This is a genomic window from Asticcacaulis sp. YBE204 (assembly GCF_000495855.1).
GTDB lineage: Bacteria > Pseudomonadota > Alphaproteobacteria > Caulobacterales > Caulobacteraceae > Asticcacaulis.
The window spans coordinates 457,086-471,330 of the sequence record NZ_AWGF01000001.1; the positions used below are offsets into that span (position 1 = coordinate 457,086).

The window sequence follows — 14,245 nt, forward strand, 5'->3', positions numbered from 1 at the left end:
CCTTCGTGTCGTTTGGCAGTGGAATTAACCGTTGCGCGAACGGCGCTTCAGTTGCGCGCCTTCCGAACGGTCGCCGACGGGCTCGGAGTGGTGAGCGCGCGGCTTGGTATTGGTCTTTTTGCCGCCGCCGCTGAAGGGCTTGCGGTCACCGAACTTGCGCTCGCCAACCGTCTTGCGTTCGCCGGCGGGGCGTGCCGGACGGTCTTCGAAGAAACGCGAGTCGGCGCGGGCGCCATCCTTTTTGGCGAAGGGACGGTCGCCTTTCGGTTTGTCGAAGCGGGGCTTGTCGCCGCGCGGCTTATCGGCACGGTCGAAGCGGGGGCGATCGCCGAATTCCGGACGCGGAGTGGCGGCGGGACGCTCGGCAGCCATCGGATCGTAGCGTTCGGTACGCTCGGCGCGTTCCGGACGGCCACCCCGACCGCCGTTGCGGTCCATGTTGCGGTCTTGGCGCGCGCTGCGGTCACCGAAGGCGTTCTTCTTGCCTGCCGGACGGTCGCCACGATCTTCACGCGGCGTGAACTCGGCACGGGCACCGTCGCGCGGGGTGTCGGAGTTATTGCGACCCATGTCTTTACCGGGCCGATTACGCGAACGCTTATGCACGCGCTCGGCGTCCGGATCGCTGTGACGGGCTTCCTTGACGCGATCCGGCGTCTTCGGCTTTTCGGTCTGACCCGAGGCGAGGATCGCTTCGTCGAGCAGCTTGAGGGCCTGATCCTTGCGGCGGTCGAAGGACGGGATGCGCTGACGGGTGATGCGCTCGATGTCCTTCAGCAGCTTGCGCTCGTCGTCCGAGACCAGCGTGATGGCGAAGCCTTCGCGACCGGCGCGGGCGGTACGACCGATGCGGTGGACATAGGCTTCCGGACCGAACGGCAGTTCGTAGTTGATGACGTGAGTGACGTTGTCGACGTCGATGCCGCGGGCGGCGATGTCGGTGGCGACCAGGGCACGGACCTTACCGGCCTTGAAGGCTTGCAGGGCGCGTTCACGCTGCGACTGGTTCTTGTCGCCGTGGATGGCGGCGGCTTCGACGCCACCGGCTTGCAAATAGGCGGCGACGCGGTCGGCAGAGCGCTTGGTGCGCGTGAAGACCAGCGTGCGGCTCAGCTTGTCTTCGGCGTACAGTTCGCTGAGCAGGGCGCGCTTGCGCAGGGATTCGACGAAGATGACGCTTTGGTCGACGCGCTCGGCCGTCGTGGCTTCCGGCGTGATTTCGACGCGCTTGGGGTTGGTCAGAAGCTCACCGGCCAGCAGGCCGATTTCCTTCGGCATGGTCGCCGAGAAGAACAGGTTCTGACGCTTGGCCGGCATACGGCTGGCGACCTGACGGATCGGCTTGACGAAGCCAAGGTCGAGCATCTGATCGGCTTCGTCGAGGACGAAGAATTCGACCGAACGCAGATCGATGGTCTTTTGTTCCAGGTGGTCCATCAGACGGCCCGGCGTCGCCACCAGAATGTCGATGCCCTGCGACAGAGCCTTGTATTGCGGGCCGTACTTCACGCCGCCGAAGATGGTGGCGATTTGCAGACCGAAGCCGCGCGAATAGGCCTTGAAGCTGTCGGCGATCTGGGTCGCCAGTTCGCGCGTCGGCGACAGGACCAGCACGCGGCAGGTCTTGGGGGCGGCGATGATGCGGTTCGACAGAACGTGGTGCAGGATCGGCAGGGCGAAGGCCGCCGTCTTGCCGGTGCCGGTCTGGGCGATGCCCAGCAGGTCCTGACCGTTCAGCAGGGCCGGGATGGCTTGCGCCTGAATGGGGGTAGGGGTGTGATAGCCCTCTTTGTCGAGGGTGGCCAGCAGGCTGGGGGACAGGCCGAGGTCTTTAAAGGTCGTCAAGAGCTTGCGCTTTCATAATAGGGGCGCGGACGCTAAAGCGCGCACAACACCCATTGGCCCGATCTCAGGAATTGAGAAGCGGGCGGTTTCGGGTGAGGCCAGCGCGTGTCTTAGCTCTCGGTTTTATTTTTAAAGATTATCAAGCGCCGATCGGTGGCGCATCTGTCATCAGTTAAAGTCTGGCGGAAGGGCGAAATGGATGCCTTTCCTCACGCGGCCAGATAGGTCCAGAAGGACGTTCGCATCTGTGTGCAGACGCGAAGAAGGGCCGTATGACGCAAGACGGTGGAAAAGTCAAGCGCCGTAAAGAGTCCTTTCACGATCATCCGTCATTTGAGCCGTCTTTTTGCGTAAAACCTTTTGCACTGCCCTCTTATTTCTGAAGATACATGCACGTTTTATCAACCTCACATAACTATGATCGGCGCAACTCACATACAGGGAAACGTCCCGTCATGACCGCGCTCACCGGACGAGAGGCGTCTCCCGCCGCTCGTCCCTCTAGTCCTGTGCCGAACCCGATTGCCGGGATTTCCTCGCCGCGTCCCGGTGTCGAGATCATCCAGCCCTATGCGCAGTTCAGCAACCGCCGGTCCGAACCGCGCTTCGACTGTAATGACTCCGCGACGCTGTTCCTGCTGCCTAGTCAGGCGCAGGTATCGTGCCGGGTGCTGAACCAGAGCGCGTCGGGCGCGCAGGTGATTTTCGAATCCCTGCCCGAAGTCCCGGCGGAAATCTGGCTTATCGACATCAAGACGCACATGGTCAAATGCGGCACGGCGGCGTGGTCGATGACCTCGAAGATGGGGCTGAAATTCAGCTTCCTGCAACGCCTCGATCCAGCGGCGGCGCGTCCGGCGCGGGTGCCTGAGGCGGTGTATAAGGCATGGCGCACACTGGCCGGTCTCGACCCGGAACCGCCCGTTGAAGACGACGTGTTCTTTCTGGACTAACCTTTTATATCTCCAGGCTATCGGGGTTTAGCACCAGCGAAAGTAAAACTTTCGCAAGCGACGGAACCGTTCGAGCCACGACGTGGCCCGGTGTGGTGGGGGCTTCCGTCATCGTCGGTTTCCGTTTGACCACGGCAATATAATCACCATCACGTCCTTCGGGCGCGGTCCACCTCCCCGAACTGAAGTACGGGGAGGTGGTTCTGTGGCGTTTTTGCATGAGGGAAAAGATGTTCAAATTCGCACTTGCATCCCTTGCCCTAAGCCTCTAAAGCACCCGCTTAGCCTGAAAATATAATGAGAGCTTAACGGCTCACACCCTCACCGGACAGCCGCGCCTTGCGCGCTGCCCGAAAACTTACCGCGCGCGGGATACGCGCAGCCTAAAGACAACGAAAGACCGAGAGACCATGCCCAAGCGTACAGACATCAAGACCATCCTGATTATCGGCGCGGGTCCTATCGTCATCGGTCAGGCCTGCGAGTTCGACTATTCCGGCGTGCAGGCCTGTAAGGCTCTGCGCGAAGAGGGCTACCGCATCGTCCTCGTCAACTCCAACCCCGCCACGATCATGACCGATCCAAACGTGGCCGACGCGACCTATATCGAGCCGATTACGCCGGAATTCGTCGAAAAAATCATCGCCAAGGAGCGCCCGGACGCGCTGCTGCCGACCATGGGCGGTCAGACGGCGCTCAACACGGCGCTGGCGCTCGACGCGTCGGGCGTGCTGAAAAAGTACAGTGTCGAAATGATCGGCGCCAAGGCCGAGGTCATCGACAAGGCCGAAGACCGTCAGAAGTTCCGTGACGCGATGGACAAGCTGGGCCTCGAATCGGCCCGCTCCGCCGTCGCCCACACCTGGGACGAAGCGGTCGAGGGCCTCAAGGCCATCGGCGGCCTGCCCGCCGTCATCCGCCCGTCGTTCACGCTGGCCGGGACCGGCGGCGGCATCGCCTACAATCAGGAAGAGTTCAAGGAGATCGTCCTGCGCGGTCTCGACCTGTCGCCGACCACCGAAGTCCTGATCGAGGAATCGATCGTCGGCTGGAAGGAATACGAAATGGAAGTCGTCCGCGATAAGGCGGACAACTGCATCATCGTCTGCTCGATCGAGAACGTCGACCCGATGGGCGTCCACACCGGCGACTCGATCACGGTCGCACCGGCCCTGACCCTGACCGACAAGGAATACCAGATCATGCGCTCGGCCTCGCTGGCTGTGCTACGTGAGATCGGCGTCGAAACCGGCGGCTCGAACGTGCAGTTCGCGCTCAACCCCGCCGATGGCCGCATGATCGTCATCGAGATGAACCCGCGCGTGTCGCGCTCCTCGGCGCTGGCCTCGAAGGCCACCGGCTTCCCGATCGCCAAGATCGCCGCCAAGCTGGCCGTCGGCTATACGCTCGACGAACTGACCAACGACATCACCAAGGTCACCCCGGCCTCGTTCGAGCCGTCGATCGACTACGTCGTCACCAAGATCCCGCGTTTCGCGTTTGAAAAGTACCCCGGCTCCGAGCCCCTGCTCGGCACCTCGATGAAGTCGGTCGGCGAAGTCATGGCCATCGGCCGCACCTTTGCCGAGTCGGTGCAAAAGGCCCTGCGCGGGCTGGAAACCGGCCTGTCGGGCTTCGACGAGGTCGAGATCGCGGGCGTCAAGACAGCCACCGACACGCAGGGCATCAAGGACGCCGTCGTGCGCGAACTGGGCCGTCCGACGCCGGACCGCCTGCGCGTCATCGCCCAGGCCTTCCGCCACGGCCTGTCGGTCGAGGAAATCAACGCCGCCTGTATGTATGAGCCGTGGTTCCTGCGTCAGATCGAAACCATCGTCGCCGAAGAATCGCGCATCGGCGCACTGGGCCTGCCCACAACCGCGCACGAACTGCGCACCCTTAAGGCGCTCGGCTTCTCCGACGTGCGTCTGGCCAAGCTGACCGGTGCGACCGAAAAGGAGGTTCGCGCCCACCGTCGCGGCCTCGACGTACGTCCGGTGTTCAAGCGCATCGACACCTGCGCCGCCGAATTCGCCTCATCGACCGCCTATATGTATTCGACCTACGAGTCGGGCGCTCTGGGTCAAGTCCCGGAAAACGAAGCTGAGCCCACCAATCGCAAGAAGGCCATCATCCTCGGCGGCGGCCCAAACCGGATCGGTCAGGGCATTGAGTTCGACTATTGCTGCTGCCACGCCGCCTTTGCCTTCAAGGACATGGGCATCGAGGCGATCATGGTCAACTGCAACCCGGAAACCGTCTCGACCGACTACGACACGTCGGACCGCCTCTATTTCGAACCCCTGACCGCCGAAGACGTGCTGGAGCTGATTGCCGTCGAACAATCGACCGGTGAACTGGCCGGCGTGGTCGTGCAGTTCGGCGGCCAGACGCCGCTGAAACTGGCGCAGGCGCTGGAAGACGAAGGCATCCCCATCCTCGGCACCTCGCCGGACGCCATCGACCTGGCCGAAGACCGCGAGCGCTTCCAGCACCTGCTGCGCGACATCGGCCTGACCCAGCCGGTCAACGCCATCGCCCGCACCCCGGAAGAGGCCTTCAAGGCCGCTCACGAAGTCGGCTACCCCATCGTCATTCGCCCGTCCTACGTGCTGGGGGGCCGCGCCATGGAGATCATCCGCGACGACGAGCAACTGACCCGCTACGTGCGCGAAGCCGTACAGGTGTCGGGCGACTCGCCGGTCCTGATCGACCAGTATCTCTCGGCGGCCATCGAGGTCGATGCCGACGCGCTGGCTGACGGTTCGGGTGACGTGTTTGTCGCCGGGATCATGGAACATATCGAAGAAGCGGGCGTCCATTCGGGCGACTCGGCCTGTTCGCTGCCGCCCTTCTCGCTGAAGCCGGAGACGGTCAAGGAACTGGAGCGCCAGACGGTCGAACTGGCCAAGGCGCTCAAGGTCAAGGGCCTGATGAACGTGCAGTTCGCCATCATGAACCCCTATACAGATCCGAAGATCTACGTCCTTGAAGTCAATCCGCGCGCCTCGCGCACCGTGCCGTTCGTGGCCAAGACGCTGGGTCAGCCGCTGGCCGCCATCGCCGCCAAGGTCATGGCCGACACGCCGCTGGCCGAGTTCGGCCTGACCGCGCGCGACTATAAGCACGTCGCCGTCAAGGAAGCTGTCTTCCCGTTCGCGCGCTTCGCCAATGTCGACACGGTGCTTGGCCCTGAGATGCGTTCGACCGGCGAAGTCATGGGCCTTGACTGGGTCCGCGACGGCGAAGAGATGATCGACGCCTTCTCGCGCGCCTTTGCCAAATCGCAGCAGGGCGCCGGGGTGCAACTGCCGACCGCCGGTAAGGTCTTCGTCTCCGTCAAGGATCAGGACAAGCCGCTGATCGTCGAATCGATCCGCACCCTGCTCGGCCTCGGCTTTGCCGTCTGCGCGACGTCCGGTACCGCCGACTATCTGGCCCAGCACGGCGTCAGCGTCGAGACGATCAAAAAGGTGCTCGAAGGCCGTCCGAACATTCAGGACGCCATCAAAAACGGCGAAATCGCGCTGGTCTTCAACACCACCGAAGGCAAGCAGGCCATCCTCGACTCGTTCTCGATCCGCCGCACGGCCCTGATGTCGAAAGTGCCCTACTACACCACCGCCAACGGGGCCGTGGCTGCCGTCCGCGCCATCGCGGCAGGTGCCAAAGATGGCTTCGACGTGCGTTCCATTCAGACGTATGCTTAAACCCCTCTCATATCTTTGCCCTTTGATGAGGCAAAGATATGAGTTAAGCGCACCCAAAAATTGGGATGATTGTCGGCGTGGAGGGCTTTTGGGGGGCCAGATGACCCCAAAAGCCTACCGTCGATGTGACGTGCGGTTGGCGCGCTTGCTTACGACGTGGGTGTCGTACCCGTCGCAAGACACGCTATTTCCTACGGCATTAGGCAGGGACGATAAGAAGCCTAAAATACGCTTCCACTGTGCTTACACCAACGACCTGAACTTTAGCGTGCCATTCACCGCGCGCAGTTCATCCAAGGCTTCCTTGGAATAACCACGATCGACATCGACGATCACATAACCCAGTTGCTCGTTCGTCTTGAGGTGCTGGGCCAGGATGTTGAGGTTATATTTCGCCATGATCTGGTTGATCGAGGCCATGACGCCCGGCACGTTCTTATGGATGTGCAGGAAGCGGTGACGGCCCTCGACCTCGGACAACTGCACGTTCGGCATGTTGACGCTGAAGGTCGTGTCGCCGCGGCTGATGAAGTTCAGCAGACGCTCGGAGGCAAATTCCCCGATGGCTTCCTGCGCCTCTTCGGTCGAGCCACCGATGTGCGGCGACAGGATGACATTGTCCAGCCCCATCAGCGGGCTGTCGAACGGATCGTCATTGGTGCGCGGCTCTTCCGGGAAAACATCGACGCCCGCGCCGTAGATTTTCTTCGACCTGATCGCCTCGGCCAGGGCCTCGATATCGACGACGTGACCGCGCGACAGGTTGATGAACAACGCGCCGTCCTTCATCTTCGCGAACTGCGCCCTGCCGAAGATGTTCTTGTTCTCGGCGCGGCCATCGACGTGCAGCGACACGACATCGGCCTCGGCCAGAAGCGCGTCGAGCGAGCGATAGCGTTTCGCATTGCCCATGGTCAGCTTTTCGGCGACGTCGTAATAGATGACGCGCATACCAAAGGCTTCGGCCAGGACCGAGAGCTGCGAACCGATGGCACCATAGCCGATGATGCCGATGGTCTTGTTGCGGACCTCGTGCGCGCCGGTGGCCGACTTGTCCCACTTGCCGGTGTGCATCTGGATCGACTTGTTATAGATATTCCGTGTCAGGACGACCGTCAGGCCCATGACCATTTCCACCACGGAACGCGTGTTGGAATAGGGGGCGTTGAATACCGCCACACCCTTGGCCGAGGCGGCCTTGAGGTCGATCTGGTTGGTGCCGATGCAGAAAGCCCCGATGGCCATCAGCTTGTCGGCGGCGTCCAGCACTTTGGCAGTGACATTGGTTTTCGAGCGGATGCCGAGCACATGCACGCCCTGAATCGCCTCGATCAGGGCGTCTTCGTCGAGCGCGCCTTTCAGGGTCGAAACGTCGTAGCCTTCTTCGCGGAAGTGCGCGATGGCGACCGGGTGGACGTTTTCCAGCATCAGCATCTTCATGCGCGAACGCGGGAAGGAGTAGCGACCTTCATAGCCTTCGTTATGCAGCACTTCGTCGAACGAGGCCGCGACCTGAGTCGCTTCGTTGCCGGTGGTGGCGGCGACGACCTTTTCACGGCTGATGTTTTCGACGAAGGCGTAGAAGCGATCCGCGCCGCCGCCCTTGAAGACCTCGAAATCGGTCCAGCCGTCGCCGATCATGACGACCTGACCGCTGACCGCCCACGATTGCAAGGCGATGATCTTGCCGCCGTCCTTCGACAGGGGATTGTCCTGCTCGACGCCCGTAGCGATGCCGTTGTCGTCGAAGATCAGACGGTTGGCCAGCACGTGTTCGGCCTTGATGCCGTAGTCGGCGACGACCGGCTCGATAAATTCATGGAAGCCGCCGGAGATGATGCGGATCTTGCCGGGATGTTCCTGAAACACCTTGAGGTTCCGGCCGATCGAGTCCGACACCTGCTGCTTCAAAGTCTCGGCCAGACCGGCGATGTCCTCGCGCGACGGCTTCAGGATCTGGATGCGCTTTTGCAGGGCCTCGCCGAAGCCGATCTCGCCCGACATGGCCAGTTCGGTCAGCTCCTTGATCGCGTTCAGGTCCGTCAGGCGCGCCGGATCGGACGAAAACAACTGTTCGGCAAGGACGTCGAGCGCCTCGACCTTGGTGAAGGTCGAGTCGAAATCGAGGACGAGAGTGGCGAGGTTTGCGCTGGAGGGAGCCATGTGCATGAACGCGTCCGCATATAATAACAGGGGGAGAAAAGTCGCGTTGGCGATTAAGCCAAAAGCCCCCGCAAGACAACCGCGTTTGTCATTATTTGCCTTTGGTGCGGCTTTTTTATACTGATGCGATGGTTTAAGCTGGCTAACTCTTGAAATGATGTCTTGAAACTCGTCAAGCCTGAAACTATCTGCGCAACTTGACTTTATCTTGTGTGAATTACCTTATGACCGCCACGACCTTGCCCTCGCAGGACTATGCCGCCCGTTTCGTGATCGACACCCTGCCGGTGCATGGCCGGCTGGTGCGGCTGGACGAGACCCTTAACCGCATCCTCGATGCGCACGACTATCCGGAGCCGGTAGCGACGCTTCTGGGTGAGGCCTGCGTGCTGGCCGTTCTGGTCGGTTCGGCGCTGAAATTCGACGGGCGCCTGATCATGCAGGCGCAGGGCCGTCCCGACGAAGGCGGCGGGCCGGTACGTTACGTCGTGGCCGATTACGACACGCGCGGCACCCTGCGCGGCTTCTGCCGTTACGACGAGGGCGAACTGACCGCGCTTCAGGCCGCCAATGCAGGCAGCTTCCAGTCGCTGGGGGCCATGCAACTACTCGGCAAGGGCACCTTCATCATGACGCTGGAGCCTGACGCCGCCTCGGGCCTTGGCGACCGTTATCAGGGCGTGACGCCGATCGAGGGCGACAGCCTGTCGCTGTGCGCGGAATATTATTTCGCTCAGTCTGAACAGGTGCCGACCCAGATCAAGCTGGCCGTGTCGCATGTGGACGGCCAATGGCGCGCCGGTGGGGCGATGATTCAGGCCACGGCGGGCGACGACTCGCGCGGCGACACGAAGGAAGCCTTCGAGCATATCCGCGCCCTGTTCGCCACGCTGGGCGAAGACGAACTGACCGATTTCGATATCGACGCCGAACGTCTGCTCTATCGTCTGTTCCATGAGGACGGCGTGCGCCTGTCGCCGCCCAAGCCGATCGCGCAACAGTGCCGCTGTTCGCAGGAGCGCGTCGAGGATCTGGTCAAATCCTTCCCCGCCGCCGATCAGGAAGACATGGTCGAGGCCGACGGTCAGGTCCACATCACCTGCGAATACTGCTCGAAAACCTACTACGTCGCACCGTAAACAAAGCGTCGCAGGGCGTTCCGCATTCCTTTTTTACGCGTCTCCGGCTTTGGTCGTGTGATCGGACCACCGGAGGCGTAATTATGACCATCCATCAGGGAAGCTGCCATTGCGGGAAGATTGCCTTCGAAGTCGAGGGCGATTTCAGCGAAGGGCTGGATTGCAACTGTTCGCTTTGTCGGCGGCGCGGCGGATTGTTGTCGTTTATTTCGCGCGATGCCTTTCGGCTGAATAGCTCGCGCGACGACCTGTCGATGTACCAGTTCAATCACCACGTCCTGAACCACTACTTTTGCAGCACTTGCGGTATCGCGCCGTTCAGCGAAGGCAAGAACAGGGACGGGTCTGAAATGACCGCGGTCAACCTGCGCTGTATGCCGGACATCGATCTCGACGCCTTGAAAATCACCAAATGGGACGGGGCATCCAAGTAGTTAGCCTCTCTAAACCCTTCGGTGACAAACCATCGCTTTCCTTAGAGCGGGTGAAGGACTAGAAGACGGCCAATGGGGCCGGTAGCGCCCCTTTTTGCCGTGGTTTTCTTATGCTCGCATTGCCGCTGTCCTGGCCGCTGGAAGGCCGTCGCGTCGTCCTGATCGGGGCGGGGGACTGGCTTGCGCGTAAGCTGACCCTGCTGCGCCGGACTCCGGCCAGCTTAAGCGTCTATACGCCGGATGGCGGGACCTTCGACATAGAGACCGAAGCGCGCTGGCCGGAGGTTGAAGACCTGCACGGCGCGACGCTGGTGATCGTCGCCTTCGATGACCGGTCTAAGGCTGAACGCGGGGCCGCTCTGGCGCGCGCGGCGCACCTGCCCGTCAATGTCGTTGATTTCCCGGATCTTGGCGACTTCCATATCCCGGCGATCATCGACCGTGGCTCTTTAAGCATCGGCGTCGCCACCGGCGGAACGGCTCCGGTTCTGGCCCGCGAAACGCGCCGCAAGATCGAAGCCGCCGTGCCGCCATCGGAAGCTTTCCTTGCCGATTTCGCGACGCGCCTGAGCCCGTCTCTGCGCGAAGCCTTTGCCAATGTCGATGACCGCCGCCGCGTGTGGGAAGCGGTGCTCGACTCGCCCGCCGCCCGTCTGGCGCGCGAGGGTAAGGTCGAGGCGGCGCTGGAACTGGCGCGCAAGGATATTCAAAACCCGCAACCGCGCACGGGCGTCGTGCATCTGGTCGGGGCGGGTCCGGGCGATCCGGAACTGCTGACACTGAAGGCGCTACGGCTCCTCAGCGAGGCCGATGTCATCGTCTATGACCGGCTGGTCGGTGACGGGATCATGGACATGGCGCGCCGCGACTGTGAGCGCTTCTATGTCGGCAAGGCGCGCTCGAACCATTCGGTGCCGCAGGATCAGATCCACGCCTTGCTGGTCGAACAGGCCCGTCTTGGTAAGCGCGTCGTGCGCCTCAAGGGCGGCGATCCGTTCGTCTTCGGGCGTGGCGGCGAAGAGGTTGAGGCCCTGAAAGCCGCCGGGATCGAGGTCCATATCACGCCAGGGATCACGGCGGCGCTGGGCTGTGCGGCGTCAAGCGGCGTGCCGCTGACGCACCGTGATCATGCCCAGAGTGTCAGCTTTATTACCGGTCACGCACAAGCGCCCGCCGAAAAGTGCGAAGCGGTTTTCGGAAGCGAGGGCGCGACCACTAAAAATGACGGGGAATTCGATCACAATCCTCTGCAACTGGACTGGGATCGTCTGGCGGCGAAGAATCATACGCTGGCCGTCTATATGGGCGTCCATACGGCCCAGACCATTTCGGACAAGCTGACGGCGCACGGTCGCGATCCGCAGACACCGGTGCTGGTCATCGAGAACGGCACCCGCCCGAACGAGAAATGCAGACTGACCCGTCTGTCTCTGCTGCCCGACGCCCTGCGCGCCGACCCGCCGCAAGGCCCCGCCCTGCTGATGATCGGCGAAGTGGCCAGCCTCTATACCCCTACTGCACCTGAACTCGGGATTTCCCTATGAAGCTACTGACTGCCAATCGCCTGACCGACGGTCTGGTCCTGTGGTATCGCGACGGCGACGACCTGAACGGCTGGACGGAAAACGCCGCCGACGCCGCGCGTCTGGACGACGAGGCCGCCACGGCGCTTCTGGACGTCTGGAAGGCACGCGAAACCCTGCTGGTCGCGCCCTATCTGGTGCCGCTGGTCGACGACAATACGCTGGTCAAGCGCGAATACGTCCGTGAATTTGTCCGCGCCAACGGCCCGACCATCGGCCAGACGGCGCTCGATACCGCCAAACTCCAGAACCGTGGAGAAGTCTTCTAATGTACGTCTACGATCAGTTCGATCACGCCGTTGTCGCCGCGCGCAACGCCGAATTCAAGGACCAGGTTGCCCGCCGTCTGGCCGGTGAACTGTCCGAGGATCAGTTCAAGCCCCTGCGCCTGATGAACGGCCTGTACCTGCAACTGCACGCCTATATGCTGCGCATCGCCGTGCCATACGGCGTCCTGTCGTCGGCCCAGATGCGCACCTTTGCGCACATCGCGCGGACCTATGACCGCGATTTCGGCCACTTCACGACGCGTCAGAACATCCAGTTCAACTGGATCAAGCTGGCCGACACGCCGCAGATTCTCGAAGATCTGGCCAGGGTCGAGATGCACGCCATCCAGACCTCCGGCAACTGCATCCGCAACACCACGACCGACCAGTTCGCCGGGGCGGCGAAGGACGAGATCGACGATCCGCGCCCGTGGGCCGAACTGATCCGTCAGTGGTCGACCTTCCACCCGGAATTCACCTTCCTGCCGCGCAAGTTCAAGATTGCCATCACCGGCGCCACGCGCGACCGGGCGGCGATCCGCGTCCACGATATCGGCCTGCAACTGACCGCCAACGGCTTCGACGTCTATGTCGGCGGCGGTATGGGCCGCACGCCGCACCTCGGTCACCTGATCAAGTCGGGCGTGCCCGGTGAAAAGCTCCTCAGCTATCTCGAAGCCGCCCTGCGCGTCTATAACCGCTATGGCCGCCGCGACAATATCTACAAGGCGCGGATCAAGATCCTCGTTTCGGCGCTGGGGCCGCAGGAATATGCGCGTCAGGTCGAAGAGGAATGGGCCTCGCTCGATCAGGCCAAGATCGACGCGCCCTATGCCGAGATCGCCCGTATCAAGAGCTTCTTCCCGGAGCCCGACTATACGAGCAAGGCCTTCGACGCCGCCGCGCTGGAACGCGCGAAAGCCGCCGATCCGGGCTTTGCCCGCTGGGTGCGCAACAATACCCTGGCCCACCGCCGCTACGACCACGTCTCGGTGACCATCTCGCTCAAGCCGACCGGATTGCCGCCGGGCGACGCCTCGTCCGAACAGATGGACGTCATGGCCGACGTCGCCGACGATTACGGTTACGCCGAACTGCGCGTCAGCCACGAGCAGAACGTCATCCTGCCGCACGTGGCCAAGGCCGACCTCTACGACCTCTATCAGCGTCTGGATAAGACCGGTCTGTCTTCGGCCAATGTCGGCAAGATCACCGACATGATCGCCTGCCCCGGCCTCGACTATTGCTCGCTGGCCAATGCCCGCTCGATCCCGCTGGCGCAGGATATCTCGAAGCGCTTCGAGGACGCGGGCTATACGGACAAGATCGGTGATCTTCAGATCAAGATTTCCGGCTGCATCAATGCCTGCGGGCACCACCACGTCGGCCATATCGGCATCCTCGGCGTCGATAAGCAGGGCGAGGAATTCTATCAGATCCTGCTCGGCGGCCGGGCCGACGAAAAGGCGGCTCTGGCCACGATCACCGGCAAGGGTATGCCGGCGGAAGCCGTGCCCGCTGCCATCGAACGCGTCGTCAATCTTTACCTCGAACTGCGTACGGATGCGTCCGAACGCTTCATCGACACCGTCGGCCGTCTGGGCCGCGAAGCCTTTGCCGGAGCCTTGCATGAGCCCGCTTAATTCCGCACACGAACCTAAACTGGTCGCCGCCGACGGCACCCTGATCCCCGACGGCTGGCGTCTGCTGGCCGACGAAGACACCGTCGGCGTCGATGAACCCAACGTGCTGGGTTTCGACCGCGCCCTTAACGAACTGGACGGCCTGAACGGCAAGTACGGTGTGCGCGTCAATCCGGCGGACGATGTGCGCAAACTGCTGCCGTTCATCGAAAAGATCGCCCTGATCGAGGTGGCCTTCCCCGGCTATCGCGACGGGCGCGGCTACTCGACCGCCCGTATCCTGCGCGAAGAAGGCTTTACCGGCCCGATCCGTGCCGTCGGCGACGTGTTGCGCGATCAGTTGCTGTACATGATCCGCGTCGGCTTCGATGAATTCCTTGTCAAGGACGCCGACCCGCAGGGCGCCATCGCCCACGCCAAGAGCCTGTTCGACTATGCCTATCAGTCGGCGGCGGACGACCTCAAGCCGGTGTGGCAATTACGGCAGGAAGCAGGGCTTTAAGGCC

The 14,245-nt window shown here is 62.3% G+C and carries 10 protein-coding genes; 8 read left to right on the forward strand and 2 right to left on the reverse strand.

Annotated features, from left to right (window positions below):
• Positions 1-24: 24 nt before the first annotated feature.
• Positions 25-1,845 (reverse strand): DEAD/DEAH box helicase, encoded by a 1,821-nt coding sequence (locus AEYBE204_RS23000; RefSeq protein ID WP_023460732.1) that lies wholly within the window; start codon positions 1,843-1,845, stop codon positions 25-27.
• A gap of 455 nt (positions 1,846-2,300) precedes the next feature.
• Between AEYBE204_RS23000 and AEYBE204_RS23005 the strand changes: the two genes are divergently transcribed.
• Positions 2,301-2,798 (forward strand): PilZ domain-containing protein, encoded by a 498-nt coding sequence (locus AEYBE204_RS23005; RefSeq protein ID WP_155908184.1) that lies wholly within the window; start codon positions 2,301-2,303, stop codon positions 2,796-2,798.
• Positions 2,799-3,208: 410 nt separating this feature from the next.
• Positions 3,209-6,508, forward strand: a complete 3,300-nt coding sequence (carB, locus tag AEYBE204_RS23010; RefSeq protein ID WP_023460734.1) for a carbamoyl-phosphate synthase large subunit — start codon at positions 3,209-3,211, stop codon at positions 6,506-6,508.
• Between the two features lie 243 nt (positions 6,509-6,751).
• Here the strand turns inward: carB and serA are convergent, their stop codons facing one another.
• A complete protein-coding gene (serA, locus tag AEYBE204_RS40955; RefSeq protein ID WP_023460735.1) occupies positions 6,752-8,677 on the reverse strand; it encodes a phosphoglycerate dehydrogenase in 1,926 nt (641 codons plus the stop codon).
• A gap of 218 nt (positions 8,678-8,895) precedes the next feature.
• Here serA and AEYBE204_RS23020 point away from each other — a divergent pair, with 218 nt between their 5' ends.
• From AEYBE204_RS23020 to AEYBE204_RS23045, 6 genes are all read left to right on the forward strand, one after another.
• Positions 8,896-9,810 (forward strand): Hsp33 family molecular chaperone HslO, encoded by a 915-nt coding sequence (locus tag AEYBE204_RS23020; RefSeq protein WP_023460736.1) that lies wholly within the window; start codon positions 8,896-8,898, stop codon positions 9,808-9,810.
• 83 nt (positions 9,811-9,893) lie between these two features.
• Positions 9,894-10,244 carry a GFA family protein gene (locus AEYBE204_RS23025; protein WP_023460737.1) on the forward strand — a complete coding sequence of 117 codons (351 nt, stop codon included), beginning with the start codon at positions 9,894-9,896 and terminating at the stop codon, positions 10,242-10,244.
• Positions 10,245-10,354: 110 nt separating this feature from the next.
• The gene (gene cysG, locus AEYBE204_RS23030; RefSeq protein WP_023460738.1) at positions 10,355-11,788 is read left to right on the forward strand and encodes a siroheme synthase CysG; all 1,434 of its coding nucleotides are present in this window, start codon (positions 10,355-10,357) and stop codon (positions 11,786-11,788) included.
• Complete coding sequence (locus AEYBE204_RS23035; RefSeq protein ID WP_023460739.1) at positions 11,785-12,096, forward strand: DUF2849 domain-containing protein; 312 nt, start codon at positions 11,785-11,787, stop codon at positions 12,094-12,096. The genes cysG and AEYBE204_RS23035 overlap by 4 nt, the downstream gene beginning before the upstream one ends.
• Positions 12,096-13,739 carry a nitrite/sulfite reductase gene (locus AEYBE204_RS23040; RefSeq protein ID WP_023460740.1) on the forward strand — a complete coding sequence of 548 codons (1,644 nt, stop codon included), beginning with the start codon at positions 12,096-12,098 and terminating at the stop codon, positions 13,737-13,739. The genes AEYBE204_RS23035 and AEYBE204_RS23040 overlap by 1 nt, the downstream gene beginning before the upstream one ends.
• A complete protein-coding gene (locus AEYBE204_RS23045; RefSeq protein ID WP_023460741.1) occupies positions 13,726-14,241 on the forward strand; it encodes a DUF934 domain-containing protein in 516 nt (171 codons plus the stop codon). The genes AEYBE204_RS23040 and AEYBE204_RS23045 overlap by 14 nt, the downstream gene beginning before the upstream one ends.
• Positions 14,242-14,245: the final 4 nt, after the last annotated feature.

What these genes read in the sequence shown, in the direction of transcription:
- AEYBE204_RS23035 (WP_023460739.1), top strand. Translation starts at nt 11,785, where the DNA reads ATGAAGCTACTGACTGCCAATCGCCTGACCGACGGTCTGGTCCTGTGG.
- AEYBE204_RS23025 (WP_023460737.1), top strand. Translation starts at nt 9,894, where the DNA reads ATGACCATCCATCAGGGAAGCTGCCATTGCGGGAAGATTGCCTTCGAA.
- AEYBE204_RS23040 (WP_023460740.1), top strand. Translation starts at nt 12,096, where the DNA reads ATGTACGTCTACGATCAGTTCGATCACGCCGTTGTCGCCGCGCGCAAC.
- serA (WP_023460735.1), bottom strand. Translation starts at nt 8,677, where the DNA reads ATGCACATGGCTCCCTCCAGCGCAAACCTCGCCACTCTCGTCCTCGAT.
- AEYBE204_RS23045 (WP_023460741.1), top strand. Translation starts at nt 13,726, where the DNA reads ATGAGCCCGCTTAATTCCGCACACGAACCTAAACTGGTCGCCGCCGAC.
- carB (WP_023460734.1), top strand. Translation starts at nt 3,209, where the DNA reads ATGCCCAAGCGTACAGACATCAAGACCATCCTGATTATCGGCGCGGGT.
- cysG (WP_023460738.1), top strand. Translation starts at nt 10,355, where the DNA reads ATGCTCGCATTGCCGCTGTCCTGGCCGCTGGAAGGCCGTCGCGTCGTC.
- AEYBE204_RS23005 (WP_155908184.1), top strand. Translation starts at nt 2,301, where the DNA reads ATGACCGCGCTCACCGGACGAGAGGCGTCTCCCGCCGCTCGTCCCTCT.
- AEYBE204_RS23020 (WP_023460736.1), top strand. Translation starts at nt 8,896, where the DNA reads ATGACCGCCACGACCTTGCCCTCGCAGGACTATGCCGCCCGTTTCGTG.